We start from the raw sequence: 25,525 nt of genomic DNA, 5'->3' as shown, positions 1-25,525 counted from the left end.
GATCGCATGGTCACGGGGAGGGGGTTCGGTGTGGAGACGGCGAAGGACGTCCTCACGGCACTGGCCCGGCGGCACGCGTTCGGGGACCTGGAGGCGCTGATCACGCAGGGCACGCTCGTCCCGGACGGCCGCGCCGGCGAGGTCGCCGCCCTGTGCGCGTTCGGGCAGCGCGTCCTCGACCTGGACGCCGAGGACTTCGGCATGCCCGAGGCGGCCGGCGAGGTCCCGCAGGACCTCCTCGACCGGGCCCGCGCGAGCCGCATGCCGCAGGAGCCGCGGGAACGGCCCCGCGGGGCGCTCGCCAGCCTCCGTCCCGCCTACCGCCTGCTGCTGGAGGTCATCGCGATCCGCTGGCACCGGCGGGACATGGCCGCGCTGGTCGCGGCCGTCCACATCGCGGGCGAGTACCTGCCGATGCTGGCCTGGGAGCCCGTCCTCGGCCACGCCGGCGACCCGGCGCTCATCGGGGCGTCGGTGGACGGCGAGGGCAGCCGGTTCGGGGTCCCGGTCGAGCCGGGTTCGGCCCGGATGTGCGACCACACCCGTCCGGAGCGTTCGGCGTGCGACCGGACGCTCCGCGTGTCGAAGGAACCGCCGTCGGGCTGGCGCAACTACCTGGACCGGCAGCACAGCCAGGTCGCGTCCGCGCTCGGCGACTGCGCGGCCCGCTGCCGCACCCCCTGCACGGTCATGACCCGCCTGGACGACCTCGTCCGCGCCGATCTCACCGAACGCTGCAAGCTCGCCGCCGACTTCACCGAGGGCGCGCTCGTCAAGCTCCGGCACGCCGCGCCGGTCGGGCACGGCTTCGGCGTCCCGTCGCCGGAGGAGGTGCAGAAGGCCTGGGCCCGCGCCCGCAGGTCGCTGTCGCACCAGCCGCTGGGCAAATCGGCCCTGGCGGGCGCGGACGACGACCCCTATCCGCTGCCCGGCCTGCCCGCGCTCTTCTCCGCGATCGCGGCGGACGACCTGCGCCCCGACACGCTCCTGCACGACGTGACGAAGCGCATCACGTCGACCCTCGCCTGAAGAGCCGCAGAGCGCCCTCCCGAAGATCCTCCAGGGGGACGGGTTCTCCCTGGGAATCGGCCAGCGGGACGCGCCAGTTGGGGTATTCGTCGGTGGTGCCCGGCTGGTTCTGCGTCCGGCGTTCGCCTGCGGCGTCGGCCAGGGAGATGCCGATGAGGCGGGCCGGGGTCAAGGTCAGGAAGTCGTGCAGGGCCGTCACGATCTCCTCGTCGTGCCCGGAGGAGCCCTCGGCCAGCGCCCGCATGATCTGGTCGGGCGGGGTGGTGAGCAGGTTCTCGGCGTGAAGCAGCGCCAGCCAGCCGGACAGGATGCGGTGGTGATCGTCCTCCTCGTCGGCGCGGGAGTGGGCGAGGAGCCCGAGCCGGTCGCGGAGCTCGATGTGGTCGCCGTGGACGAAACCGGTGATCGGCGGCATGTCGTGCGTGCCGACCGTCGCCAGGGACAGCTCGCGCCACTGCTTCGCGGGCTTGGGACGTCCGTCCGCGCCGCGCTCGAACCAGAGGAGGGACGTGCCGAGGACGCCGCGATCCGCCAGCGCGTCCCGGACCTCGGGCTCGACGGTGCCGAGGTCCTCGCCGACGACCACGCCTCCGAAGCGCTCCGCCTCCCAGGTCAGGCAGGCGAGCAGGGCGTCCCGGTCGTAGCGGACGTACGTGCCCTCGGCCGGGGACGCACCCTCGGGGATCCACCAGAGGCGCGACACCTGCATCGCATGGTCGAGGCGGATGCCGCCGCCGTGCCGCAGCGCGGACGCGGCCATCTCGCGGAACGGCCGGTAGTCCTCGACGGCGAAGTCGCGCCATCGCCACGGCTGGAGCCCCCAGTCCTGGCCGCGCTGGTTGAACTCGTCGGGAGGCGCGCCGACGCTGACCCCGTGCGCGAGCGCGCCGCCGAACACCCAGGCGTCCGCGCTGCCATGTGGGGCCCCGACCGCTAGGTCGTGGACGATCCCGACCGGCATCCCGGCGTCCCTGGCTGCCCGCTGCGCCGCCGCGAGCTGCCCGTCCAGGCGCCACAGCAGCCATTCGTAGAACCGCGCACGAACGTGGCCCCCCGCATTGCCACGATCCCGCAGGTGCGTGGGCCAGCGCCGCCAATCGGCCGTCCCCTGCTCCTCCGCGATGGCGCACCACACGGCGAACGCCTCAGCCGTGTCGCCCTCGCGCCGCAGGAAGTCGTCGAACTCCGGTTCCAGGCGATCGCCGCGCAGCCGGTACATCGCCTCGAACGCGGCCGTCTTCGCCGTCCAGACCGCGTCCCGGTCGAGCGGCCCTGCGCGTCCGCGCAGGTCGGCGGCCATGGCGGCGAACCGCTCCCGGTCCTCGGGAGGCAGCGCCGCGTACTCCGGCATGTCCTCGACCCGGAGGTAGATCGGCGAGGGGAAGCGGCGGCTCATCGGCGCGTAGGGCGACGGCCCGATCGGCAGGACGGGCTCGTTCGCATGCAGCGGATTCACCAGGACGAACCCCGCGCCCAGCGCCCGGCCGCTCCACGCCGCGAGATCGGCCAGGTCGTGGAGGTCGCCGAGCCCCCAGGACGCACGGGACCGCACCGAGTAGAGCTGGGCGGTGAATCCCCACGTCCGGGGCGGAGGCGCCAGCGCGGCCGGGGCCACGAGCAGCGTCGTGTACATCGTCCGGCCGCCCTGCCGAACGCGGATGCGGCCCCGGCCCCCGTGCCCTCCGGTCGGCTGGAACGTGCCCTCGGAGAACGGCCGGACGCGGAGCCGGTGCCAGCCGGGCGGCACGTTCGCGAGCCCGGCCAGCGGCCGGAACGCCTCCCCGGCGGCACTGGCCGGCGGCGGCGAGAGCACCTCCGCCGCGCCGATCTCGACGTCGGCCTCGAACTTTGCACCCGGCGGCATGTGCTTCCGCAGCGCCGCGAAGATCCGCTCGGTCACGGGGCCGTCCGCCCGACGGACGATGAGGTTCGGCAGCCCGGAGCCACTCCGCTCCCGCTGGCGCCCCAGCGCGTCGCGCACGGCGGACGGGGACGACGCGTCCACCCCGAGGGCCCCGAGCACCGCGATCAAGGTGTCGCGGGAGACCTCCACCTCGCGTCCCCGCCAGTCGGCGTACCGGGTCGCCACGCCGTGCAGGCCCGCCAGCCTGGCCAGTTCGTCGTCTGCCACCCCTGCACCATGCCCCGCGGCGGCAGGCTCACGCCGTCCAGATGGCGGGCGTGCGGCCGATCCAGGGGCGGGCCTCCTCAAGCTGCGCGGACAGCGAGATCAGCGTGCCCTCGCCGCCGAGCCGCCCCGCGAGCATGATCCCGATCGGCAGGCCGTCGTCGTTCCAGTGCAGCGGGACGTTCACAGCGGGCTGGCCGGAGATGTTGTACATCGCGCAGAAGGGCGTGAAGCGCTTCTGCCGCTCGAAGTTCTCGGCGGGCTCCTGGTCGTGGAAGTATCCGACGGGGGCGGGCGGCTCGGCCAGCGTCGGATGCAGGATCGCGTCGAACTCGTCCATCACCGGGAACGCCGCCCGCAGCGCGCCCTGCAGCGCGGCGTGGGCCTGGAAGAGCTGCGGCGCGCTCGTCGCCTCGCCGCGGGCCCGGAGCCAGCGGGTCAGCGGCTGGAGCAGATGCTCGCTGTCGCCGGCGACGGGAGTGATCGTCGCCATCACGGCCCAGAGCGTCTCGAAATGCGGGACGAGGTCCGGCCCGAACACCGGCGGCATGTCCACGACCTCGTGACCCAGCTCCGCCAGCAGCTCGGACGCCGCGTCATAGGCGGCGACGCAGTCGGGATGCACCACCGCGCCGGCCACGGCGGGCTCCCTGCTCCGCCCGATCCGCAGCCGTCCCGGCGGGCGCCCGGCGTGGGACGCGAACGTCCCCTCGACCGGCGGCGCGGCGTACAGGTCGCCGGGCATGCGGCCCGCCATCACGTCCAGCAGGAGCGCCGCGTCGCCGACGGTCCGGGCGATGGGCCCGTTCGTGGACAGCCCGAAAAGGTCCGGGATGATCGGCCCCTGCGAGATCCGGCCGCGGGTCGGCTTGATCCCGAAGAGCCCGCACGCGCTGCTCGGGATCCGGATCGAGCCGCCGCCGTCGCTGCCCTGCGCGACCGGGGCCAGCCCGGCCGCGACCGCCGCGGCCGCGCCGCCGCTGGAGCCGCCAGCCGACCTGGAGAGATCCCAGGGCGTCCGGGCCGGGGGCCCGACGTCGCCCTCGGTGTAGCAGGGCAGCCCGAACTCGGGCGCCGCGGTCTTGCCGAGGAGCACCGACCCCGCCCGCCGCAGCAGGGTGACGACGTTGTCGTCCGCGAACCCGGTCAGGCCCGCGTACACGCCCGACCCGATGGTGAACCGGACCCCGTCCACCATGTTCAGGTCCTTGACCGGGACGGGCACGCCGTGCAGCGGCGGCAGCTCCGCTGGGTCGGCGGCCTCCCGCACGGCCTTCTCCGCCTGCCGCGCCTCGTCGCGGGCACGCTCCGCGGTGACCGTCACATAGGCGCCGACCTGCTCGTTGAGCCGTTCTATGCGGGCCAGGTAGTGATCTGCGAGCTCGACCGGAGATACTTCCCCGGTGCGGACGGCCGCTGCCATCCGGGTAGCGCTGAGGTCATGGGTTTGTGTCACAAATCGGAACGCTAGACGCCGTGTGCGCGGGCATCAAAGAGGGCAGCACGTCTGCAGCGGCGGAAGGGGGAAGAATACCTACGTACCCATCCCACACGTCAGTGAATCACCCACGGACGGCGACAAAACTATTAACCCGGCATGACTAGTCGCCAACCCCGCGGATGATTACTGTGCGCACGGAGGATCATGCCCCCGATGGGAAAGGAATACGGAGCGTCACTCATGGCGATCATGGAGCGGGGCAACACACAGGGGGCCAGGGGCCAGCCCCGGGCCCGGTCAGACGCAGCGGGATCGAAACCAGCGGGGTCGGAAGGAACCGTGTCGGAGGAAGCGCGTGAGCACCATCACCAGTCTCCGGTGACGGAGCGTCCCGAGGAAGAAAGCAGCGCCGCGGCGATGCTCGACGATCCCAGGACGCGCCGCTGGATCCAGCGCGCCGGCATGGCCGTCGCGGCCGGCGTCGTCGTCTCGGTCCTGCTCGGCTGGCGTCTCGGCCTCACCGTCGCGGTCCTGGCGGTGATCGCGGACGTCGTCCGCCGGTCCCGCAAGGACTCCAGCGTCGCCGCCTGGCAGAAGTCCTCGGCCGCGGAACGGCGCACCGAGAAGCAGCTGAAGGCCCTGCAGCGCAACGGGTACCTGGTGCTCCACGCCCGGGCCGTGCCGCGCGACGACGACGGCGTCAGCGACGGGCGGATCGACCACCTGGTGATCGGTCCGAGCGGCGTCTACGCCATCGACTCCGAGAAGTGGGACAAGCGCCTCCCCGTGCGCACCATGTCCCACCTCAAGCTCTTCCACGGCCCCTTCAACAAGAAGGACCGCCTGGACGAGGCCCGCTGGGAAGCCCAGATGGCGAGCAACATCCTCGCCGAGAAGGTCGGCTTCGAGGTGCCCGTGCAGCCCTCGGTGGCGATCTACGGGCCGTCCATCCCGTGGAAGGTCATGCGGGTCAGGGACGTCGACGTCTACGCGGGCAACCGGGCGCGGGCGTACCTGCGCCGCCGCCCGACGATCCTGACGGACGGCGACGTCCAAAGGATCTTCCAGGCGGCCGAGGACGCCCTCCCGCCGAAGTACCCGAACTGATAGTCGCGGGCGGCCCTTCTTCCCCGGGCCGCCTCGCAAACGCCTCACGACGCGCCTTGACCCGGTGTACGCCCCGCACACCGGCGCGAAGGCCGGACACCGGCGCACGGAAGCCGGGACGCCGCGTCCCGGCTTTCTTCATGCCTCCGCGCGGTTGGTAGCATCGAGGGACACGGCCGGCCGCGCACGACCTCCGCCGGACCGGCGGCAGCGCCGCGATCCGCCGCTGCGAGCACAAGCGATGCGACTCGCCCTCCGCCGCGCCCGACCACGCGCGGGGCCGGCGACCGCCGTCACGGCACGCCCCACGTTGGAGAGGTCACCGATATGCCACCGCTCAGGTCACGCACTGTCACCCACGGCAGGAACATGGCGGGCGCCCGCGCGCTCATGCGGGCCAGCGGCGTCGAACGCGACGACTTCGGCAAGCCGATCGTCGCGGTGGCCAACAGCTTCACCCAGTTCGTGCCCGGCCACGTCCACCTGGACGAGGTCGGCAAGGTCGTCGCGGGCGCCGTCCGCGAGGCCGGCGGCGTGCCCCGCGAGTTCAACACGATCGCGGTGGACGACGGCATCGCGATGGGCCACGACGGCATGCTGTACTCGCTGCCGTCCCGCGAGGTGATCGCGGACGCCATCGAGTACATGGTCAACGCGCACTGCGCCGACGCCCTCGTCTGCATCTCCAACTGCGACAAGATCACCCCGGGGATGCTGCTGGCGGCGCTGCGGCTCAACATCCCGACCGTGTTCGTGTCCGGCGGGCCGATGGAGGCGGGCAAGCCGGTCGAGGGCGTCATGGGCGGCAACAAGCTCGACCTGATCGACCCGATCATCGCGTCCGCCGACGAGTCGCTCTCCGAGGAGAAGCTCCTCGAAATGGAGGAGAGCGCCTGCCCGACCTGCGGGTCCTGTTCCGGCATGTTCACCGCGAACTCGATGAACTGCCTCACCGAGGCGATCGGCCTGGCGCTGCCCGGGAACGGCACCGTCCTCGCCACCCACACCGCCCGCCGCCGCCTCTACGAGGACGCGGGCCGCACCGTCGTGGACGTCGCGCGCCGCTACTACGACGGCGACGACGAGTCCGTCCTGCCGCTGAACATCGCCACCTACGAGGCGTTCGCGAACGCCATGGTCCTGGACGTGGCGATGGGCGGCTCCACCAACACGATCCTGCACCTGCTCGCCGCCGCGACCGAGGCCGGCGTCGACTTCGGCCTGTCCGACATCGACGAGCTGTCCCGCCGCGTCCCGTGCGTCTGCAAGCTCGCCCCCGCCACCGGCAAGTACCACGTCGAGGACTGCCACCGCGCGGGCGGCATCCCCGCCCTCCTCGGCGAGCTGCACCGCGGCGGGCTGCTGCACGGCTCCGCGCACTCGATCCACTCCGCCTCGCTGGACGAGCTCGTCGCCAAGTGGGACGTCCGCTCCCCCGACGTCCTGCCGGAGGCCGTGGAGCTGTTCCACGCGGCGCCCGGGGGCGTCCGGACCACGTCCGCGTTCAGCCAGAGCGCCCGGTGGGAGTCGCTCGACCTCGACCGCGAGAACGGCTGCATCCGCTCCGTCGAGCACGCCTACACCGCCGACGGCGGCCTCGCCATCCTGCGCGGCAACATCGCCCCCGACGGCGCCATCGTCAAGACCGCCGGGGTGGACGAGGAGCTGTGGACGTTCACCGGCCCCGCCGTCGTCTTCGAGTCGCAGGACCAGGCCGTCGAGGGCATCCTCGGCGGCAAGGTCAAGGCCGGCGACGTCGTCGTGATCCGCTACGAGGGCCCGAAGGGCGGCCCCGGCATGCAGGAGATGCTGTACCCGACGAGCTTCCTCAAGGGCCGCGGGCTCGGCAAGGCATGCGCGCTGATCACCGACGGCCGGTTCTCCGGCGGCACGTCCGGCCTGTCCATCGGGCACGCGTCCCCCGAGGCGGCGGGCGGCGGGATCATCGCCCTCGTGGAGGACGGCGACCGCGTCGTCATCGACATCCCGAACCGGGTCCTGGAGCTCGACGTCCCGTCCGACGAACTCGACATCCGCCGCGAGAAGCTCCTCGCCGACCTCGGCGGATACCGGCCCCGCGACCGCAACCGCCCTATCAGCGCTGCCCTCCGCGCCTACGCCGCGATGGCGACCTCCGCGTCCACCGGCGCGGCCCGCGACGTCTCCCAGCTCGACGGCCTCACCGGCTGAGCACTACCTCCGAGGTAATCGCCTTCGTTCCCTCGCGGGACCAGAGTGGGTCATGCCCGACCGGCACTCGACCAAGGAGATCGCGATGACCGCCTACGCCCTCGCCCACCTGCACCCGCAGCCGACGCTCCACGACGACGTCTTCACCTACATGGAGCGCATCCAGGCCACGATGGACCCGTTCGGGGGCCGCTTCCTCGTCCACGGAAGCCTTCCCGAGGTCATCGAGGGCCCGGTGGACGGCGGCTACGTCCTCATCGAGTTCCCCGACATCGACAAGGCCCGCGCCTGGTACAAGTCGGACGCCTACCAGGCGATCCTGGCGATGCGGACCGACCACATGGAGGGCACGGCCGTCCTGCTCCACGGCGTCCCGGACGGCTACGACGCCGCCACGACCGCCGAGCACCTGCGCAACGCGCAGGCCGGGGCCTAGGAGCAGCAGCCCCCACCGCAGCAGCCGCCCCCGCCGGCGGGCTTCGGCGGCAGTGCGGTGCCACGGGACGTGCCCGTGACGGCGACCGTCGACAGAAGCTTGACCGTGTCGTCGTGCCCGTCCGGGCACGACGCCGGGTCGGAAGCGTTGATCATCGGCCGGGACACCTCAAAGGTCGACCCGCAAGCGCGACAGCGATAGTCATAACGAGGCACCTCACAAGGATACGACCCCGGCCTCGCCCCGGCGGATCGAACCTCAGCCGGGGTCACGGGTTCCAGGGGGTCGCCCCCTGGGAGATCACGCAGCGGGTTCGGAGACGTAGGCGGCCCATTGGGGGTCGCCGTCGTGGATCAGGCCGATGAGGCGCCAGTGCGCGCCGCGGGGGACGCCGGGGGTGACGCTGAGCGTCCAGCCGAGTTCTTCGAGGAGGCGGTCGGCCTTGCGGTGGTTGCAGGTCATGCAGGACGCGACGCAGTTCTCCCAGACGTGCTTGCCGCCACGGCTGCGCGGATGGACGTGGTCGATGGTCTCAGCGCGGCGGCCGCAGTAGACGCAGCGGAAGTTGTCGCGGCGCATCAGCGCGGCGCGGGTCAGGGGGACGCGGGTCCGGAACGGGATGCGCACGTAGCGGCGCAGGCGGATGACGGAGGGGACCTCGACCGTCATCGTGGCCGAATGGAGGACCGCGCCTGAGGTGTCATGGTGGACGATCTCCGCCTTCTCCCGAAGCACGAGGCAGACCGCCCGCCGGAGCGGGAGCGTGGTGAGTGGTTCGTACGTCGCGTTCAGGAGGAGGACTTGTCTCATCTCAGACGCCCTCCACCGGGCTGTGCTGTTCGGTCGCCTCGGCGGGCGCGACTGGGCGCGCCTCGCACCGAGGCCCGATTATTGTCTCCGGTACCTGCGCACTCGCCATGAGGACCTCCCCGGGGCGAACCGACCAAAATCAGTGTGGCGTCTGAGGGAGGCCGTCCGCTACCCCAATAATCCCCCTTCAGGGGGCCGGTCGAACGCAAACGGACGTTCGCGGCGGGTCGAAGTGTACGGGACGGGCAGTCCGGAACGCCCAATACAGTGCACCCATGAGGCCGTATCCGCCCGCGCGGCGCCAGGACATCGTCGAGGACATCCACGGGCACCGGGTCGCGGACCCGTACCGCTGGCTCGAAGACCCCGACGCCGCCGACACCAAGGCGTGGCTCGCCGCGCAGGAGAAGCTGTTCCGCAAGGTCATGGACCCGCTGCCGGCGCGGGAGGGCCTGCGGCGGCGGCTCGGCGAGCTGCTCGGCGCGGGCAGCGTCGGCTCGCCGGTATGGCGGGGCGAGCGCCGGTTCTTCACGCGCCGCGCGCCCGGCCAGGAGCATCCCGTCCTTTACACGGCGGGCCCGGACGGCTCCGAGCGCGTCCTCATCGACCCGATCGCCCTGGACCCGGACGGCACCACCACGCTGGACGGATGGCAGCCCGACAAGGAGGGGCGCCGCCTGGCGTACCAGCTCTCGACCGGCGGTGACGAGGAGTCGCTGCTGTACGTCATGGACATCGCGTCCGGCGAGCGCGTGGAGGGCCCGATCGACCGGGCCCGGTACTCGTCGATCGCGTGGCTGCCGGGCGGCGAGGCGTTCTACTACACGCGCCGGCTGCCCGCGCGGGACGTTCCGGAGGGCGAGGAGCAGTACCACCGGCGCGTCTACCTGCACCGCGTCGGCACCGAACCCGACACCGACGACGTGCTGATCTTCGGCGACGGGATGGACAAGACCAACTACTACGGGGTCTCCGTCAGCCGGGACGGCCGCTGGCTCACGGTCTCCGCCTCGCAGGGCACCGCGCCGCGCAACGACCTGTGGATCGCCGACCTGTCCGCGTCGCCGCCCGGGTCGCCGGAGCTGCGCGCCGTCCAGGAGGGCGTGGACGCCGCCACCGGCCTGCGCGTCGGACGCGACGGCCGCGCCTACGTCTTCACCGACCGCGACGCGCCCCGCTCCCGGCTGTGCGTCACCGACCCCGCCGACCCGTCCTACGAGACCTGGCGGGACCTCGTCCCGCAGGACCCCGAGGCCGTCCTCACCGACTTCGCGATCCTCGATGATCTGGACCGCCCGGTCCTGCTGGCCGGGTGGACGCGGCACGCGATCAGCGAGATCACCGTCCACGACCTGGAGACCGGGGCGCGGCTCGGGACCGTCCCCACCCCCGGTCTGGGCTCGATCGGCGGGATCATCGAGCGCCCCGAGGGCGGCCACGAGGCGTGGTTCGGCTACACCGACAACGTCACGCCGTCCTCGGTCATGCACTACGACGCCCGCACAGGCGAGACGACGCTGTGGGCCTCCACCCCGGGCACGGTCGAGGTCCCCGACATCGAGACCCGCCAGATCACCTACACCTCCCGGGACGGGACCGAGGTCAGGATGCTGGTCTCCTCCCGCCCCGGCCTCTCCGGCCCGCGCCCCGCCGTTCTGTACGGGTACGGCGGTTTCAACATCTCGCTCACACCGGCCTACTCGGCGAGCATCCTCGCCTGGGTGGAAGCGGGCGGCGTGTACGCGGTCGCGAACCTGCGCGGCGGCTCCGAGGAGGGCGAGGAGTGGCACCGCGCCGGGATGCGCGACCGCAAGCAGAACGTGTTCGACGACTTCCACGCCGCCGCCGAGAAGCTGATCGCGGACGGCCTGACGACCCCGTCCCAGCTGGCGATCTCCGGCGGGTCCAACGGCGGGCTGCTGGTCGGCGCGGCACTCACCCAGCGTCCCGAGCTGTACCGGGCGGTGGTGTGCTCGGCGCCGCTGCTGGACATGGCCCGGTACGAGCGGTTCGGCCTGGGCGAGACCTGGAACGACGAGTACGGGCGGGCCGACGACCCCGAGGAGTTCGGCTGGCTGATCGGCTACTCCCCGTACCACCACGTCCACGCGGGCACCGCCTACCCGGCCGTCCTGTTCACGACGTTCGCCGGAGACACCCGCGTGGACCCGCTGCACGCCCGCAAGATGTGCGCCGCGCTGCAGCACACCACCGCGTCGGAGTCGCCCGTCCTGCTCCGCGACGAGCCCGAGGTCGGCCACGCCGGCCGTTCGGTGAGCCGCTCGATCGCCCTGATGGCGGACACGCTCGCCTTCATGGCCGCCCAGACGGGACTCGCCCTCCCGGACGAGTTGACGCGTGATCTAATAGCCGAGTGATCTCCCCGATGGACGTCTCGTCCGGCATGGACCGTGTCCTCGACCTGCTCCGCGACCCGCCCGCGGAGCCGGACGTCTCGGCGGGCTACCTCGACCTGCTCGGCCCCTCGGCGAAACCGCCCCCGTCCCTCGCGCAGTCGGCAATGCAGTCGACGTTCCTGCCGCAGATCTACGAGCGCGTATGGCGCCCGATCGGCTTCAACCTCGCCAAGGGCTGGCCGATCGGCCCCGACACCGCGACCGAGCACGCCATGGCCCGCGACTGGCTCGGCCTCACCGGCGACCCGGCGACCGTCCTGGACATCGCCTGCGGCCCCGGCAACGTCACCAGGGCCCTGGCCGAGGGCGTAGGACGCGACGGCCTGGTCATCGGCCTGGACGCGTCCCAGACCATGCTCACCAGAGCCGTAGCCGACACGACACAGGACGAGATCCGCTACATCCGCGCCGACGCCGTCAACCTCCCCTTCAGTGACGAGTCCTTCGACGCCGTCTGCTGCTTCGGCGCCCTCTACCTCTTCGACGACCCCTGGACGGCCTTGGACGGCATGACCCGCGTCCTCAAACCGGGCGGCCGCCTGATCATCCTCACCTCCCGCCGCCCGTCCCCCCTCCCCGCGACCCGCATAGGCAGCACCCTGCTCCGCCGCACCACCGGCTTGACCGTCTTCGGCGACCAGGAAATAACCAAGGCCCTGACCACCCGAGACTTCACCTCAATCCGCCAGCACCGCTACCCCCTCATGCAGCTGGTAGGCGCAACCCGCACCTGACCCAGGTACCGGCACCGACTACTGCGCCGACACCAACCACCACCGCAACCCCGCAACAACCAAAACCACCGCGATCGCGTCCGAAGGCAGTTTCGAGCGAAGCAAGAAACTGATCGCGCAGCGAGCCGCCAGGCGAGACGGAGCGATGCAGCGATCGCACCGTGTTTCTCGACGATGGAGGGCCCCGGGCCCGAAGGAGGAGAGAAATACAAATAAACACCGCCCCGAGCCGCGGGTGTCCGCCGGGCCGCGCCACCGGCGGGACGGGCCCGCGGCTCGGGTGTCTTCAGCGGAGGTGTTTCTCGATGTAGATGTTGACGATGCCGCCGATGGTCTCGCGGCGGGTCTCCGTCCAGCCGAATTTGGCGTAGAGGGCGAGGGCGGGGCCTTGGAGTTCGGTGGTGTCGGCGCGCAGGACGCGGTAGCCGTACTCCGCGGCGCGCTGTTCGAGGGCCTGGACGACGGCGGTGCCGTAGCCGCGGCGCTGCACGGCGGGCCTGACGCGGAGCCGGACCATTTCGACGGCGTCGAGGGCGGGTGCGCCGGGGGCGTAGCCGCCGTAGGCGCGGGCCCGGCCGCCGGGGACGAGGTCCGCCCGTCGCAGGCCGCCCATGGCCACGATGCGGCCGTCGAGTTCGCCGACGAGGAACTCGCCGTCGTTGCGCAGGTAGATGTCCTCCATGCGGAAGAAGTCGTGGTCGTAGTAGACGCCGTCGCCGGGGCGCAGGCCGACCTGGGCGAGGCCTTCGCGGTGCAGGGCGAGGACGGCGGCGTGGTCGGCGGCGCCGTAGCGGCGCAGCCGGAGCTCCCGGTACCCCCACACGGGGGGCTCGTCCTGGAGCCTGACGAGGGCGCGGGCGGGGTGGTCCTGCCAGGGCGTGCTGTCAGGGGTGCCCATGCCGGGTCAAACCTGCTCGGACGGAGGTACGGACGGGCGTCCCTGCGCGGGGCTCGTCACCCAGGGTCCGGCGAGGGCCTCCCGGAAGTCCTTCAGCTCAGGAGTCTCGCCGTGCTTGGCGGCGACGGCCGCGCCGATCTGGCGGGCGCGGTGCACGAGGATGTCGGACCGGTGGTCGGCCGGCAGGTCGAGGATGGCCTCCTGCCCGGCGGCGAGCGCGGCGTCCGGGAGGCCGGCGTGGAACTTGCACATGGCCCGGTCGAGGCGCACGAGGGTCAGGTCGACGCGGTCGGTCGGCGAGTACAGGGTGAGGGCGTGGCTGAGCACCTCGTCGCCGTGCTTGTGGTCGCCGAGGCTGGTGAACGTGTCGCCCTCGTAGAACGCCATCTGCCGGTCGGTGAACCCGTACACCAGGTCGCTGGTGTCGGTCTTGGAGAGCTGGTCGAACACCGAGCGGCCGCGGACGAGGGCGCGCCGGGCGCTGGGGGCGGCGTCGCCGCGTCCGCGCATCGCGAGCATGCCGAGCGCGCGGGCCTCCACGGCGGGCGCCATGGCGGCGGCGACGCCGGGCGTCCGGCCGGCGAGGTCCTGGGCCTTGCGGGCCAGGTGCAGCGCTTCGCGGGGGTCGCCGTAGTACATCGGCACGAGCGATTCCCGGACGGTCACCCAGGCGCGCAGCTGCCGGTCGCCGGTCTCGTCGGCGGCGGTGCGCGCGGTGCGGAAGAACGAGCGGGCGAGCCGGTGGTCGCCGAGATTGATCATGATCAGGCCGGACAGCCCGGACAGCTGCGCCGCGATCCGGCAGAGCCGTTCCTGCAGCTCGACGGGCTGGCGCTTGTCGCACATGCGCCGCACCTCGCTGAAGTCCAGCAGCACGTCGCAGAGCATCCGCAAGGACGGTGTCGCCTGGTACTGCTGGCCGTAGCCGTAGGTGGTCTCCTCCCACTGGTCGAGCATGGTCGGCGAGACGGTCGCGCCGACGAGCGTGTCGTCCATCTTGCGGCGCAGGTTGTCGACCGCCCCAAGGAACTGACCGTCGAGCGCCACGCCCGCTCCGGCCAGAAGTTGCAGAAGGGTCCTACGAAGCACGATGTCCTCCTCTCCCACATCAATGGTCAGGGGGCCGTCAGCGCGGTTGTGGCCCCGTAGGTCGTTGACATTCGCCCAGGGCCGCTCTTCGGCCCTGGTGACGATCGCCCCGACGAGCGCGTCGGGGCTTGCCGCCGCGTGCCGCTCCGCCGGCCGCGGTTTCGGGACGCTCGCGGCGCCCGGGCGGACGGCGTGACCGCGTCCGCAGATACAAGGACTCTGGTAGTCGAGTGCGTCGGGCTCCACCCGGTAGACGGCGCACAGGTAGTGCAGGTATTCGGGGCCCGGCCTCTTGTAGCCGCTCTCGTAGGCCGACAGCAGCGTCTCCCCGAGCCGGGGCGGCGGCTTGCCGTCCACCTCGTAGAGGGCTCTGACCTGCGCGACGATGTCGGACAGCGCGACGCCGTGCGCCAGCCGGTGCGCCTTGACGCGGCTGGTGCCGAACAGCGGCCCGCACTGCTCGTGGATCTCCTGCGCGATCTCGACCGGACCGCGGCCTCGGGCCAGGGCGTGCGCGCGGATCCGGCGAGCCACGTCCGTTTCTTTCCGAGGGGGATCCGACATCGACTCCGGCCTCCTCACCGTCGCGCCGGGACGCCGTCCCCTCGGGGGAGGGCGATCGTCCCGGCCACGGCGACCGGTCTGGTCATGGCCACGACAGATAATCTCTTGCGCACGCAGCGTAACCCTCGTCACATGGCCCGCCAAGCGATTCCGGCGAAGAAGGGGCGGCCAGGGTGCCTCCCGCCCCCCGCGGGTAGAGATTCTTCCTCCGCAGGGGGGTGGAGTTCCCCTGAGGTGGGGTAATCCGGTACTTCGCCGGACGCACGGTCACTTGACCCGCCACCGTGAGAGTTGCAATTCTCGCCGCGAGTGACTGAACGGATTCACAGAGTTGATCAGTTGACCAGTACTCGCCGACAGAGGGGGTGCGAAGGTGGTCAGCGACAGACGCGTCGGCTACCTCCAGGCACTGGAGCAGGAACTCGACACGCAGGGCCTGGTCGCCCGCGTCGTCAGGACCCGCTCGGGGCCGGCGTTCCTGCGCGTCGTGAACCCGGAGGCCGCGAGCCTCGCGGAGGACGTCACGTGCGCACCGGCCCCCGAGACCAAGGACCACTACTTCTGGTGGTCGTGGGGCGAGCGCATGCACCGCGTCGACGACGTGGGCGGCGCCGCCATGAAGCTGGCCCACGTCCTGCAACCGCTCCGCCGCTGACCCCATCCCAGGCTCCTGAGGGAGCCGCCCCCAGACTCCCGGGGAAGCGCGGGCGCCGCCTGATTCGCGGCGTCCCCTGAGACCGGGCGTGTCCCGCGGGGCCGCGGCCGGAACGGCGCGGCAGCCGCGGACCTCGCGGGACACGCTCGCCGGACCAGCCCTCCCCGGCCGGGCCGCGGCACCTCGCTGACCTCGCGGACTTCGGGACGAACCGGTCGGACACGTCCCCTACGATCGGCTCCGAGCCCGCCGCGGGTCCACGGCGAGGTGTCCAGGCAGCACAATGGCCGGGGAGGGTCTGCCGTATGTCACTTCTCGCCGCCGCGCCGTCGTTCCTGCCCTGGGCGCAGGAAGGCTCGCCCGAAGCCGCCTGCGGGGACCGGACGCCCAGCACCGCGTGCCGGCTCGTCTGGAACGTCTCGCACAACAGCGAGTTCACCAAGTTCTTCTCGACGTGGCTCGACGGGCCGCTCACCACCCTGTTCTGGATCGTCGTCACGTTCGTGATCGCGATGATCCTGAAGAGCATCGCGCACCGCATGATCACCAGGGTCACGGTGCGGATGGCCGAGGGCACGATGACCGAGCGGGCCAGGGAAAGGTCCCGGACGGTCTTCGAGGGCAGCCCCGCCCTGCTCAACAAACGGCGGGCCCAGCGCGCCCAGACGCTCGGCTCGGTGCTGCGGTCCATCGCGTCCGTCCTGATCATGGGGACGGCGGCGTTCAGCATCCTCGGCTCACTCGGCCTGAACCTCGCGCCGATCCTGGCCAGCGCGAGCGTCATCGGCGTCGCGGTCGGCTTCGGCGCGCAGAACATCGTCAAGGACCTCCTCGCCGGGCTGTTCATGCTGCTGGAGGACCAGTACGGCGTCGGCGACTTCATCGACGTGGGCACCGCCAAGGGGACGGTCGAGGCCGTCACGCTGCGGGTCACCCGGATGCGGGACGTGGACGGCGTCGTCTGGTACGTCCCGAACGGCGAGATCAAGAAGGTCGGGAACGAGTCGCAGAACTGGGGCCGGGCCGTCCTGGACATCCCCGTCGACATCAACGAGAACACCGAGAAGGTCAAGGAGATCCTGCAGACCACCGCCGACGAGCTGGCCGCCGACGAGCGGTGGAAGGACATCGTCCTGGAGGCCCCGGCCGTGTGGGGCGTGCAGGCGCTCGCCGGCGACGCCCTCGTCATCCGCGTCGTGCTGAAGACGGCGCCGGGCAGGCAGGGCGACATCGCCCGCGAGCTGCGCGAACGCGTCAAGCGGTCGTTCGACCAGGCGGGCGTCACGGTCGCCACCCCCGCGCCCTAGTGGATCAAGGTGAGCAACGCGCCCGCTCTCACATAGGGTGGGAGGCGCTATGGCTGAACAGGTGACCTTCTATGAAGCGGTCGGCGGCGAGGAGACCTTCCACCGGCTGGTGCACCGCTTCTACCAGGGTGTCGCGGACGACCCCGACCTTCGCGCCCTCTACCCCGAGGAGGACCTCGGGCCCGCCGAGGAGCGGCTGCGGCTGTTCCTGATCCAGTACTGGGGCGGCCCGACCACCTACAGCCAGCGGCGCGGGCATCCCAGGCTGCGGATGCGGCACGTCCCGTTCGTCATCGGCCTCGCCGAGCGGGACGCCTGGCTGCGGCACATGCGGGACGCGGTGGACGAGCTGGAGCTGCCCGAGCATCTGGAGAAGCAGCTCTGGGACTACTTCACGATGGCCGCGCAGAGCATGGTGAACGCCCCGACGTAAGCGGGTAGATCGCCCTGTATGACGCGAATCCCGTGGTGGCGCGACGCCGTCGTGTACGAGGTCTACGTCCGCAGCTTCGCCGACTCCGACGGGAACGGTGAGGGCGACCTCCAGGGGATCCGGTCCCGGCTCGGCCACCTGCGCGACCTCGGCGTGGACGCGCTGTGGCTCAGCCCGTTCTACACCTCGCCGCTCGCGGACGGCGGCTACGACGTCGCCGACCACCGCGACGTCGATCCGCGGTTCGGCGCGCTCGGCGACTTCGACGCCCTGGTGGAGGACGTCCATGCGCACGGCCTCCGGCTGATCGTCGACATCGTCCCGAACCATTCGTCCGACCGGCATCCCTGGTTCCAGAAGGCGCTCGCCGCTCCGCCCGGGTCGCCCGAGCGGTCCCGCTACATTTTCCGGTCAGGGAGGCCAGGTGAACGTCGCGGCGAGGAGGCGCCGCCGACTGACTGGCCGTCCGCGTTCGGCGGCCCGGCCTGGACGCGGCTGGACGACGGCGAGTGGTACCTGCACCTGTACGCACGCGAGCAGCCCGACTTCAACTGGCGCCACCCTGACGTGCGGCGGGAGTTCGAGGAGATCCTGCGTTTCTGGCTTGACCGCGGCGTGGACGGCTTCCGCATCGACGTGGCCGCCGGCCTGTTCAAGGACGAGTCCTATCCCGACCTGGACGGACGAGGCATCCGCGTACTGAACGGCCCCATGTACGGCCGTCCAGAAGTCCACGACGTGTACCGGAAGTGGCGGCAGATCCTGGAAGGATACGACGGCGACCGCATGGCCATAGGCGAGGTATGGACGGACGGCGCCGAAGACCTCGCGCTCTACCTGCGTCCAGACGAACTTCACCAGGTGTTCCAGTTCGACCTGCAACTCGCCCCGTGGTCAGCGCCGGCGTTCCGTGACGTGGTGACAGCCGCGATAAAGGCCGTCGCCCCTACGGGAGCCGCGCCGACCTGGGTGCTGTCCAGCCATGACGCCGTTCGCCACGTCACCCGGTACGAGCAGCCGGAGAGCGTCCCTGGCATCGGACATGCGAGGGCTAAGGCGGCACTGCTGATGCTCTTGGCGCTCCCAGGGTCGGCATACCTCTACCAGGGTGAGGAACTGGGCCTGCCAGAGGTGACCGACCTTCCCGACGAGGCGCGACAGGACCCGATCTGGAAACGGACGAACGGGCAACGGGTGGGGCGGGACGGCTGCCGCGTCCCGCTCCCCTGGACGGGTACCGCGGAGCCCTATGGTTTCTCGCCCGACGGCGTCCGTCCCTGGCTGCCGATGCCGGACGGGTGGGCGTCCATGACCGCCGAGGCGCAGTCGTCCGACCCGTCCTCCATGCTGGCGTTCTACCGCGAGGCGCTGGCCCTGCGCCGCCGCCTCCGGGACGCTCTGCCCGAGGACATGGAGTGGCTCGACTCCCCCGACACGGCCGTGCTCTTCAGGCGCGGCACGCTCACCTGCGCGCTCAACTGCGGCGAGAACCCGCTGCGCCTTCCGCCGGGCCGTCCGCTGCTGACCAGCACTCCCCTGGACGGCGACCTCTTGCCCGGCAACGCCGCCGTGTGGCTCACCACTGGCTGAAAAGCAGGACGCGGTGTGCCGGCCGTGCCAGGGGTCAGCGCACGGCACGGCACACCGCAGGTTCCGCTACAAGTGGTTCGCTACAGCGGGGTTGCTACAGCGGCGGGCGCTGGAGCTGGAGCGGGTCGTCGGCGAACGGTCCGGTCTTGAGCGTCTGCGCGCCGGACTCGACGCCCGCCCAGCGCTTGACGAAGGCGATCGACTTGGCCTTCTCCTCGGCGGACAGCTTGTCGATGAGGCGTGCGCTGTGGTTCAGGCCCTGCGCGGTGTACACGGCCGAGTCGCGGCTGCCCCGCCCGAGGCGGAACGGCTCAGAGCCCCACGGGTCGTTCGAGCCGTACAGGAACAGCATGTGGTTCGCGTTCCGCTGCACCCAGCGGTCGATGTCGCGCATGGCGCGGCCGTGGTCGAAACGCATCCGGATGTCGCTCGGGACGTACGTGCGCGGCTGGTAGCTGCTCTCGTACCGCAGCAGCGGGCGCAGGTGCTTGAACTTCGGCGAGGGCCAGCCGAGCTCGGTGCCCGCCTGGTAGTAGTACGGGATGTACGGGGCGAGGCCCTGGTCGCTGTAGAACGAGAGACCGGCGATGGTGTCCAGCGACTTGTAGAGGTCGTCGTCGGAGGCGTCAAGCGAAGGCAGCGCGGCGCAGTCGGACTGCAGGCTGTACTGCCAGAACGCCCACTCGTAGTCCATCACCGAGTTCTCGAACGCGCGGTCCTGCGTGCGCAGGATCTCGAACGTCCAGCCGCCCTCGTCCGCGGCCGCCTTGAAGCGCTTGAGCATGGCGGGACGGCGTTCGAGGAACTCCCGCGCGAGGGCCTTGAGGTGAGCGCGGCACTTGGGGTCGTCGCCGACGTTCTTGAAGAACGCGTCGTAAGCGCGGTCGTCGTCGTTGTTCACATCGTTGGGGGCCACGTAGACGACGCTGCCGTCGACGTCATGCGGGTAGAAGCGCTTGTGGTAGACGGCGGTCATACCGCCCTTGCTCGCGCCCGTCGAAATCCACTTGGTGCTGTAAATCTTCTTCAGTTCACGGATGAGCCGGTGCTCGTCGGTCGCGGCCTGCCAGATGTTGTCCTTCGTCCAGTCCGTGGGTTCGGGACGGGACGGGGTGAAGTAGCGGTACTCAAGCGAGATCTGGTTGCCGTCGACCAGCGCGGTCGGCTCGGACGTGAACATCACCTCCGGCGTGTTGTAACCGCTGGTGTAGAGCACCATGGGCCGGTCCGTCGACTTGTGCTGCAGCATGATGCGCTGCTCGAACCACTGCCCCTTGGGGTTGCGGTGGTCGACAGGCTGCTTGTATTCGAGCCAGAACCAGCGGTAGCCGGGCAACGTCGAGGTCTTCTCCGTCACCTGCATTCCGGGGATCGCCTTGAGCCGGTCGAGGATGTCGCCGGCCTGGGCCGTACCCGTCTGGGCAGTGTCCGCCCGGTCCGTGACCGCCTGCGCCGTCGTGGCGCCGACCCCGGTCACTCCCGCGGCGAGCAGCAGTGCCATCGCTCCTCGTGAGACGCGCCGCATTTGTGCCCCTTCCACGTGGGATCTCCACATTCGCGTCGCGACACTAGAGCGAGAAGTGGGCTGAAAACGGATTGCTGCTGTGCTTGTTATCTATCCGTGACAGCTCGGTTGTCACCCGGTCAGTCCGGGAGGACACGGTCAGATGGCACCACCGGTGAGGAAGTGGGCGACCAGCCAGCCGAGCCCGAGGACGAGGGCCAGCCGGCGCAGCTGCCAGCCGAGAGGCTTGCCGCGAATGGCGAAGACGTTCCAGACCAGTTCGGAGAGCGTGTCGCCCGGCTGCCGGTTGAACACGGCGGGCAGCTCGATGGCGAAGAACATCAGGATCCAGAAGATCCATGCAGCGAGATAAGGGGACATGTGACGCTTTCTCTGGCGAGGACGAACTACTTCTTTCCGGTAATACCCGGTAAGAATGATCGCTAGACAGCGTCACGCGGGGAGCATGCGGGAATCAGATGGGCGTCAGGTGAGCGTCAGCTGGGCGGGGTCAGGGCGATGCCGTCGTCCCAGGGGGCCAGGCGCTCGAAGAAGCGCTCGTCGTGCCAGCGCCCGTCCACGTGGATGTGGCGGCGGGCCGTCCCGACCGCCGTGAAGCCGTTCCGCTCCAGGACGCGCTGGGACGCGTGGTTGTCGACCCTCGTGAACGCCTCGACGCGGTGCAGGCCGAGGCCGTCGAACGCCACGTCCAGCGCCTGCCTGACCGCCTCGGTCGCGACACCGCGTCCGGCATACGGGCGCGCCACCCAGTAGCCGACGAAGCAGGTCTGCAGCGGACCGCGCAGGACGTTGTTGAGCGTGATCCGTCCGGCGATCTCACCGTCCAGCAGGATGACGCCCGGCCACATGTCGCCCGTCGCGTACGCCTCGACCAGGCGGTGCAGGTTGTCGCGCTGCCCGTCGACGGTGAAATACGAGTCGTCGCGTTCGGGCTCCCAGGGACGCAGGTAGTCGCGGTTCGCCTCGTAGAGCGCGGCGAGCGCCTCCGCGTCCGCCATCTGGACGACGCGGAGCCGCACCCCCGGCTGGAGGCGGTCGTCAAGCGGGGGCGGGGGGCCGGCGAGGGCGGTCATGCCGTGGGCGCCGTGTAGCGTCCGATGAACTCCCGTTCCTCCGGCGTGAAGCGGCGCAGCCGGTGCGTCTCCGGGTCGTAAGCGACGAGCGTCGAGGTGGCCTCGGCGTAGACGTTCTCGTCGTCCCGCACCTCGTAGGCCAGCGTGAACGAGGCGGCGCGGGCCTCGGTCACCCACGTCTCGACCCGGATCGGGTAGACGGTCGGCAGCAGCGGCTGCCGGTAGTCGATCTCGTGCCGCGAGATCACCATGCCGCGGACCGGCTTCTCCCCCTTGCGGACCGGGTCGCCGTGGAACATCTCCAGCCGCGCGTCCTCCAGGTAGCCGAGGAACTTGACGTTGTTCACGTGGCCCTGGGAGTCGATGTCGCCGAACCGGACGTGGAACTCGTAGACGTGCCGGAACTCGGCCGCGGGCAGGTCGGTCTGCTGCATGTCCTCGCCTGGGGGTACGGGGAACCTGTCCGGCTCGATGTTACCGGCAGTAGGTTTCCCGGCCCCGGGCCCTCCCCACGAGCCGTCCCGTCACCGGACCGGCGCGAACGGGTCGGCCACCGCCCCCGACGGGGTCGCGGAGGCCGCCGCCCGGACCAGGCCGACGAAGTCCTCCAGGCACGACATGCATTGCGCGGCATGCCGGCTGAGCTCCTGGATCTCCTCGTCGGTGAGCACGCCGTTCGCCGGGACGAAGTCGCGGACGTGCGCGCAGCGGGCCGCGTCGGGCCCGGAATCGGGCTGCCGGCGGTCCGGGAACCGCTGCCTGCGCGTGAACGCGGCCAGCATCTCGTCGATCCGGTCGGCGGCCTCCGTGTAGCCCGCCGCGTAGGCCTCCGCGTACGCCTGCGCGGCCTCGGTGATCAGGTGCAGTTCCTCCCGCTGGACGCTGTAGGGACCGGTCGCCGCGCACCGGTCGGCGAGCAGGTCGAGCGTCCGGCCGAGGCGGAGCGCGGCGTCCGCGTGGTCGCTCCGGGCCGCGACCCGGTACCAGCGCGCCGCCTCGCCCAGGTTCCCGTCGGCGTCGTGGCGCCGTCCCAGCTCGTAGGCGGCCCGGTCCAGGTCCAGGGAGTCGACGAACGCCGCGTGCCGCGCGCAGGCGATGTCGTCGAACCGCAGCCGCCGGAACTCCTCCTCCAGCCGCGCGAGGCCGACCGCGAACTCGGCCTCGGGCATCCGGGCGATGGCGGACGCGGCGGCGGCCAGGACGGCGTCCAGGTTCATCTCCGGCCTTCCAGTTCGACCGCCGCCGGCTCGCGCAGCAGCTCCTCCAGCCGCCTGCGCGCCCGATAGACGTGGGTCTTCGCCGAGCCCTCGCTCATGTCGAGGATCCGGGCGACCTCCGGCATCGGGAACTCCAGCAGGCAGTGCAGCGCGACGGCCTCCCGCTGGCGGCGCGGCAGGCTCCGGACGGCGTCCATCAGGTCGAGCCGTCCGTCCGTCCCGCGCTCACCGGCGCTCGGCAGCCCTGCGTCCCCGCGCGTGATCATGTCGTCCAGGGACGTGCACTGCTCGCGCGCCTTCGCCTGCCAGCGCCGCAGCATGGTCGTCGCGACCCGGAACAGCCAGGCGCCCGGCTTGTCGTAGGTGACGAGCTCGTCCCATCGGCGCTGCGCGGCGAGCATGCTCTCCTGCGCGATGTCCTCGACCCAGCGCCCGTCGGACGTCTGGGACCGCAGGTAGCCGGTGATGCGCGGCATCCAGTGGCGGTAGAACGCGGGGAACGACGACAGCGTCTCGCGGGCCTCCCGGTCAGCGGGGTCCGCGTTCACCGCGCCGCTCCCCAGCCGGTGGACGTGACGACCACGGCGACCTCCCACGACAGCGACTCGGACACGGGCACTCCTCGGGTATCCGCGTGATGCTGAGAGCGACTTCCGCCCCAGCAGTGTTACGCACATAACTGCCGCCAGAGGTCACAAACGTTGACATCCATCTCAAATAACCTCACCACCTGCGCCGATATCGGAGCGTGATCGGCACATCAATGACCGCCAGGTCATACCAACAGCGGGCCTCCGGGCGTCCAACCTGCGTTGATGCCCGATGTCAGGAACACGACCGAATTGGAAAATGCCGACGTTCTCGTACGGCCTCAAACCAAATTCGCGCCACCTCCGCGTCCCGGAAGTGATCTGGCACACCAAAAGCCGTCCCGAGGCGGCACCACCCGGAGACCAATCTAAATGCGCGCCCCAAATGCCCGATTATGCCGACACCGTAGTCCACTGCGTCTTGGCCCAGCCGGCGCTCAACACCACAGAGTCAAAGCCGCACCGACAGGATGCGTCCTATAGCGCAGATCACCCCAAGGCCAGTCTTCACTGGCCTTGGGGTGTTAAGCGGCGGCCTCGGCTGGGGGACGGCCGGGGATCAGTCGCGGGTGAGCTTCCGGTGGGTGACGCGGTGCGGGCGGGCGGCGTCGGCGCCCAGGCGCTCGATCTTGTTCTTCTCGTAGTCGGCGAAGTTGCCCTCGAACCAGAACCAGTTCGAGCCCTCTTCCCACGCGAGGATGTGCGTGGCGATGCGGTCCAGGAACCACCGGTCGTGAGACGTGATCACGGCGCAGCCGGGGAACTCCAGCAGCGCGTTCTCCAGGCTGGACAGGGTCTCGGTGTCAAGGTCGTTGGTCGGCTCGTCCAGGAGCAGGACGTTGCCGCCCAGCTTGAGCGTCAGCGCCAGGTTCAGGCGGTTGCGCTCGCCACCGGAAAGGACGCCCGACGGCTTCTGCTGGTCGGGCCCCTTGAAGCCGAACGCCGCGACATAGGCGCGGGACGGCATCTCGACCTGGCCGACGTTGATGTGGTCGAGACCGTCCGAGACGACCTGCCACACCGTCTTCTTCGGGTCGATGCCGCCGCGTCCCTGGTCGACGTAGGACACCTTGACCGTCTCACCGAGCCGCAGCTCGCCGCCGTCCGGCTGCTCCTCGCCGATGATCATGCGGAAGAGCGTGGTCTTGCCGACGCCGTTCGGGCCGATGACGCCGACGATGCCGTTCGGGGGCAGGTTGAACGTCAGATCGTCCATGAGGACCCGGTCGTCGAAGCCCTTGGTCAGCTTGTCCGCGACGATGACCGTGTTGCCCAGGCGCGGGCCCGGCGGGATCTGGATCTCCTCGAAGTCCAGCTTGCGGGTCTTGGCGGCCTCCGCGGCCATCTCCTCGTACCGCTCCAGGCGGGCCTTGGACTTCGTCTGCCGCGCCTTCGGATTCGACCGGACCCACTCCAGCTCGTCCTGGAGGCGCTTCTTGCGCTTGGCGTCCTTGTTGCCCTCGACCTTCAGCCGCTCGGCCTTCTTCTCCAGGTAGACGGAGTAGTTGCCCTCGTAGGGGTAGCAGCGGCCCCGGTCGAGCTCCAGGATCCACGTGGCGACGTTGTCGAGGAAGTACCGGTCGTGGGTGACGGCCAGGACGGTGCCCTCATACTTGGCGAGGAACTGCTCAAGCCACTGGACGCTCTCGGCGTCGAGGTGGTTGGTGGGCTCGTCCAGCAGCAGCAGGTCAGGGGCTTCGAGCAGCAGCTTGCACAGCGCGACGCGGCGCCGCTCACCACCCGACAGCTTCGTCACCTCGGCGTCGCCGGGCGGGCAGCGCAGCGCGTCCATCGCCTGCTCCAGCTGGCTGTCGAGATCCCACGCGTTGCGGTGGTCGAGCTGCTCCTGGAGCTTGCCCATCTCCGCCATCAGCTCGTCGGAGTAGTCCGTCGCCATCTTCTCGGCGATCTCGTTGAACCGGTCGACCATCGCCTTGGTCTCGGCGACGCCCTCCTGCACGTTCCCGAGGACGGTCTTCTCCTCGTTCAGCGGCGGTTCCTGCTGCAGCATGCCGACGGTGAACCCGGGCATGAGGCGCGCGTCCCCGTTGGACGGCTGTTCCAGACCGGCCATCATGCGCAGCAGCGTCGACTTACCGGTGCCGTTCGGTCCCAGGACACCGATCTTCGCGCCTGGAAGGAAGTGCAGGGTGACGTCGTCCAGGACGACCTTGTCGCCATGTGCTTTGCGCACACGCTGCATCGTGTAGATGTACTCGGCCATATCCTCAAGCCTAGAGGGTCCCAGAAGGTGTTCCTTGCAGTGTCCACCTCCACCGAGCCCCCCTCAGC

The 25,525-nt window shown here is 70.8% G+C and carries 22 protein-coding genes and 1 pseudogene; 10 read left to right on the top strand and 13 right to left on the bottom strand.

The genetic code is table 11. From position 1 onward, the window contains the following. Positions 1-30: 30 nt before the first annotated feature. Positions 31-1,029 (top strand): hypothetical protein, encoded by a 999-nt coding sequence (locus E1287_RS24600; protein WP_131967416.1) that lies wholly within the window; start codon positions 31-33, stop codon positions 1,027-1,029. Here E1287_RS24600 and malQ read toward each other — a convergent pair. After that, positions 1,010-3,160 carry a 4-alpha-glucanotransferase gene (gene malQ, locus E1287_RS24595; RefSeq protein WP_131967415.1) on the bottom strand — a complete coding sequence of 717 codons (2,151 nt, stop codon included), beginning with the start codon at positions 3,158-3,160 and terminating at the stop codon, positions 1,010-1,012. The genes E1287_RS24600 and malQ overlap by 20 nt on opposite strands. 28 nt (positions 3,161-3,188) lie before the next feature. Beyond that, positions 3,189-4,613 carry an amidase gene (locus E1287_RS24590; RefSeq protein ID WP_207934431.1) on the bottom strand — a complete coding sequence of 475 codons (1,425 nt, stop codon included), beginning with the start codon at positions 4,611-4,613 and terminating at the stop codon, positions 3,189-3,191. Between the two features lie 324 nt (positions 4,614-4,937). Between E1287_RS24590 and E1287_RS24585 the strand changes: the two genes are divergently transcribed. From E1287_RS24585 to E1287_RS24575, 3 genes are all read left to right on the top strand, one after another. Next, entirely contained in the window at positions 4,938-5,705 is a 768-nt protein-coding gene (locus E1287_RS24585; protein ID WP_243719415.1) for a nuclease-related domain-containing protein, read from the top strand. Between the two features lie 327 nt (positions 5,706-6,032). Next, positions 6,033-7,895, top strand: coding sequence for a dihydroxy-acid dehydratase (ilvD, locus tag E1287_RS24580; protein ID WP_131967413.1), 1,863 nt, complete (start codon positions 6,033-6,035; stop codon positions 7,893-7,895). A gap of 85 nt (positions 7,896-7,980) precedes the next feature. Further along, complete coding sequence (locus E1287_RS24575) at positions 7,981-8,331, top strand: DUF1330 domain-containing protein (protein WP_131967412.1); 351 nt, start codon at positions 7,981-7,983, stop codon at positions 8,329-8,331. Here E1287_RS24575 and E1287_RS24570 read toward each other — a convergent pair. Continuing rightward, complete coding sequence (locus tag E1287_RS24570) at positions 8,328-8,546, bottom strand: zinc ribbon domain-containing protein (RefSeq protein WP_131967411.1); 219 nt, start codon at positions 8,544-8,546, stop codon at positions 8,328-8,330. The two genes, E1287_RS24575 and E1287_RS24570, sit on opposite strands and share 4 nt — an antisense overlap. 85 nt (positions 8,547-8,631) lie before the next feature. Then, positions 8,632-9,141 (bottom strand): HNH endonuclease, encoded by a 510-nt coding sequence (locus E1287_RS24565; RefSeq protein ID WP_131967410.1) that lies wholly within the window; start codon positions 9,139-9,141, stop codon positions 8,632-8,634. Positions 9,142-9,416: 275 nt separating this feature from the next. On the opposite strand from E1287_RS24565, the gene E1287_RS24560 reads away from it, so the two are divergent. Together E1287_RS24560 and E1287_RS24555 are read left to right on the top strand one after the other, a co-directional pair. Continuing rightward, on the top strand, positions 9,417-11,519 hold the full coding sequence (locus tag E1287_RS24560) for a prolyl oligopeptidase family serine peptidase (protein ID WP_131967409.1): 2,103 nt from the start codon (positions 9,417-9,419) through the stop codon (positions 11,517-11,519). Further along, a complete protein-coding gene (locus tag E1287_RS24555; protein ID WP_243719414.1) occupies positions 11,516-12,292 on the top strand; it encodes a methyltransferase domain-containing protein in 777 nt (258 codons plus the stop codon). The genes E1287_RS24560 and E1287_RS24555 overlap by 4 nt, the downstream gene beginning before the upstream one ends. Positions 12,293-12,578: 286 nt before the next feature. On the opposite strand, the gene E1287_RS24550 is transcribed toward E1287_RS24555, so the two are convergent. Continuing rightward, positions 12,579-13,190 carry a GNAT family N-acetyltransferase gene (locus E1287_RS24550; protein WP_131967408.1) on the bottom strand — a complete coding sequence of 204 codons (612 nt, stop codon included), beginning with the start codon at positions 13,188-13,190 and terminating at the stop codon, positions 12,579-12,581. Between the two features lie 6 nt (positions 13,191-13,196). Further along, positions 13,197-14,813, bottom strand: a complete 1,617-nt coding sequence (locus E1287_RS24545) for an XRE family transcriptional regulator (protein WP_243719413.1) — start codon at positions 14,811-14,813, stop codon at positions 13,197-13,199. A 403-nt stretch (positions 14,814-15,216) separates the two neighbouring features. Here E1287_RS24545 and E1287_RS24540 point away from each other — a divergent pair, with 403 nt between their 5' ends. The 4 genes and pseudogenes from E1287_RS24540 to E1287_RS24525 all read left to right on the top strand — a co-directional run bounded on the left by E1287_RS24540 (position 15,217) and on the right by E1287_RS24525 (position 18,828). After that, positions 15,217-15,498 carry a hypothetical protein gene (locus E1287_RS24540; RefSeq protein ID WP_131967407.1) on the top strand — a complete coding sequence of 94 codons (282 nt, stop codon included), beginning with the start codon at positions 15,217-15,219 and terminating at the stop codon, positions 15,496-15,498. A 305-nt stretch (positions 15,499-15,803) separates the two neighbouring features. After that, a complete protein-coding gene (locus tag E1287_RS24535) occupies positions 15,804-16,805 on the top strand; it encodes a mechanosensitive ion channel family protein (protein ID WP_131967406.1) in 1,002 nt (333 codons plus the stop codon). Between the two features lie 61 nt (positions 16,806-16,866). After that, positions 16,867-17,232: pseudogene (locus tag E1287_RS24530) on the top strand (globin); the annotation flags it as partial. Positions 17,233-17,256: 24 nt separating this feature from the next. Then, complete coding sequence (locus tag E1287_RS24525; protein WP_131967405.1) at positions 17,257-18,828, top strand: glycoside hydrolase family 13 protein; 1,572 nt, start codon at positions 17,257-17,259, stop codon at positions 18,826-18,828. A 94-nt stretch (positions 18,829-18,922) separates the two neighbouring features. On the opposite strand, the gene E1287_RS24520 is transcribed toward E1287_RS24525, so the two are convergent. From E1287_RS24520 to ettA, 7 genes are all read right to left on the bottom strand, one after another. After that, on the bottom strand, positions 18,923-20,329 hold the full coding sequence (locus E1287_RS24520) for a S28 family serine protease (RefSeq protein WP_243719412.1): 1,407 nt from the start codon (positions 20,327-20,329) through the stop codon (positions 18,923-18,925). A gap of 162 nt (positions 20,330-20,491) precedes the next feature. Continuing rightward, the gene (locus E1287_RS24515) at positions 20,492-20,713 is read right to left on the bottom strand and encodes a hypothetical protein (protein WP_131967403.1); all 222 of its coding nucleotides are present in this window, start codon (positions 20,711-20,713) and stop codon (positions 20,492-20,494) included. Positions 20,714-20,829: 116 nt separating this feature from the next. Then, on the bottom strand, positions 20,830-21,426 hold the full coding sequence (locus E1287_RS24510; protein ID WP_131967402.1) for a GNAT family protein: 597 nt from the start codon (positions 21,424-21,426) through the stop codon (positions 20,830-20,832). After that, positions 21,423-21,860 carry a thioesterase family protein gene (locus E1287_RS24505; protein ID WP_131967401.1) on the bottom strand — a complete coding sequence of 146 codons (438 nt, stop codon included), beginning with the start codon at positions 21,858-21,860 and terminating at the stop codon, positions 21,423-21,425. The genes E1287_RS24510 and E1287_RS24505 overlap by 4 nt, the downstream gene beginning before the upstream one ends. 90 nt (positions 21,861-21,950) lie before the next feature. Next, positions 21,951-22,643, bottom strand: a complete 693-nt coding sequence (locus E1287_RS24500) for a hypothetical protein (protein WP_131967400.1) — start codon at positions 22,641-22,643, stop codon at positions 21,951-21,953. Then, a complete protein-coding gene (locus tag E1287_RS24495; RefSeq protein ID WP_165969165.1) occupies positions 22,640-23,191 on the bottom strand; it encodes a sigma-70 family RNA polymerase sigma factor in 552 nt (183 codons plus the stop codon). Before E1287_RS24495 ends, E1287_RS24500 begins: the two co-directional genes overlap by 4 nt. A 601-nt stretch (positions 23,192-23,792) precedes the next feature. Then, on the bottom strand, positions 23,793-25,457 hold the full coding sequence (gene ettA, locus E1287_RS24490; RefSeq protein ID WP_131967398.1) for an energy-dependent translational throttle protein EttA: 1,665 nt from the start codon (positions 25,455-25,457) through the stop codon (positions 23,793-23,795). Positions 25,458-25,525: the final 68 nt, after the last annotated feature.

It is taken from the genome of Actinomadura sp. KC06, from assembly GCF_004348735.1.
Classification (GTDB): Bacteria; Actinomycetota; Actinomycetes; order Streptosporangiales; family Streptosporangiaceae; genus Spirillospora.
Note: the sequence above shows the minus strand (reverse complement) of the source record. Positions and strands in the feature narration are given on the sequence as shown.

What these genes read in the sequence shown, in the direction of transcription:
- ilvD (WP_131967413.1), top strand. Translation starts at nt 6,033, where the DNA reads ATGCCACCGCTCAGGTCACGCACTGTCACCCACGGCAGGAACATGGCG.
- E1287_RS24575 (WP_131967412.1), top strand. Translation starts at nt 7,981, where the DNA reads ATGACCGCCTACGCCCTCGCCCACCTGCACCCGCAGCCGACGCTCCAC.
- E1287_RS24565 (WP_131967410.1), bottom strand. Translation starts at nt 9,141, where the DNA reads ATGAGACAAGTCCTCCTCCTGAACGCGACGTACGAACCACTCACCACG.
- E1287_RS24560 (WP_131967409.1), top strand. Translation starts at nt 9,417, where the DNA reads ATGAGGCCGTATCCGCCCGCGCGGCGCCAGGACATCGTCGAGGACATC.
- E1287_RS24550 (WP_131967408.1), bottom strand. Translation starts at nt 13,190, where the DNA reads ATGGGCACCCCTGACAGCACGCCCTGGCAGGACCACCCCGCCCGCGCC.
- E1287_RS24535 (WP_131967406.1), top strand. Translation starts at nt 15,804, where the DNA reads ATGTCACTTCTCGCCGCCGCGCCGTCGTTCCTGCCCTGGGCGCAGGAA.
- E1287_RS24525 (WP_131967405.1), top strand. Translation starts at nt 17,257, where the DNA reads ATGACGCGAATCCCGTGGTGGCGCGACGCCGTCGTGTACGAGGTCTAC.
- E1287_RS24520 (WP_243719412.1), bottom strand. Translation starts at nt 20,329, where the DNA reads ATGGCACTGCTGCTCGCCGCGGGAGTGACCGGGGTCGGCGCCACGACG.
- E1287_RS24515 (WP_131967403.1), bottom strand. Translation starts at nt 20,713, where the DNA reads ATGTCCCCTTATCTCGCTGCATGGATCTTCTGGATCCTGATGTTCTTC.
- E1287_RS24510 (WP_131967402.1), bottom strand. Translation starts at nt 21,426, where the DNA reads ATGACCGCCCTCGCCGGCCCCCCGCCCCCGCTTGACGACCGCCTCCAG.
- E1287_RS24505 (WP_131967401.1), bottom strand. Translation starts at nt 21,860, where the DNA reads ATGCAGCAGACCGACCTGCCCGCGGCCGAGTTCCGGCACGTCTACGAG.
- E1287_RS24500 (WP_131967400.1), bottom strand. Translation starts at nt 22,643, where the DNA reads ATGAACCTGGACGCCGTCCTGGCCGCCGCCGCGTCCGCCATCGCCCGG.
- ettA (WP_131967398.1), bottom strand. Translation starts at nt 25,457, where the DNA reads ATGGCCGAGTACATCTACACGATGCAGCGTGTGCGCAAAGCACATGGC.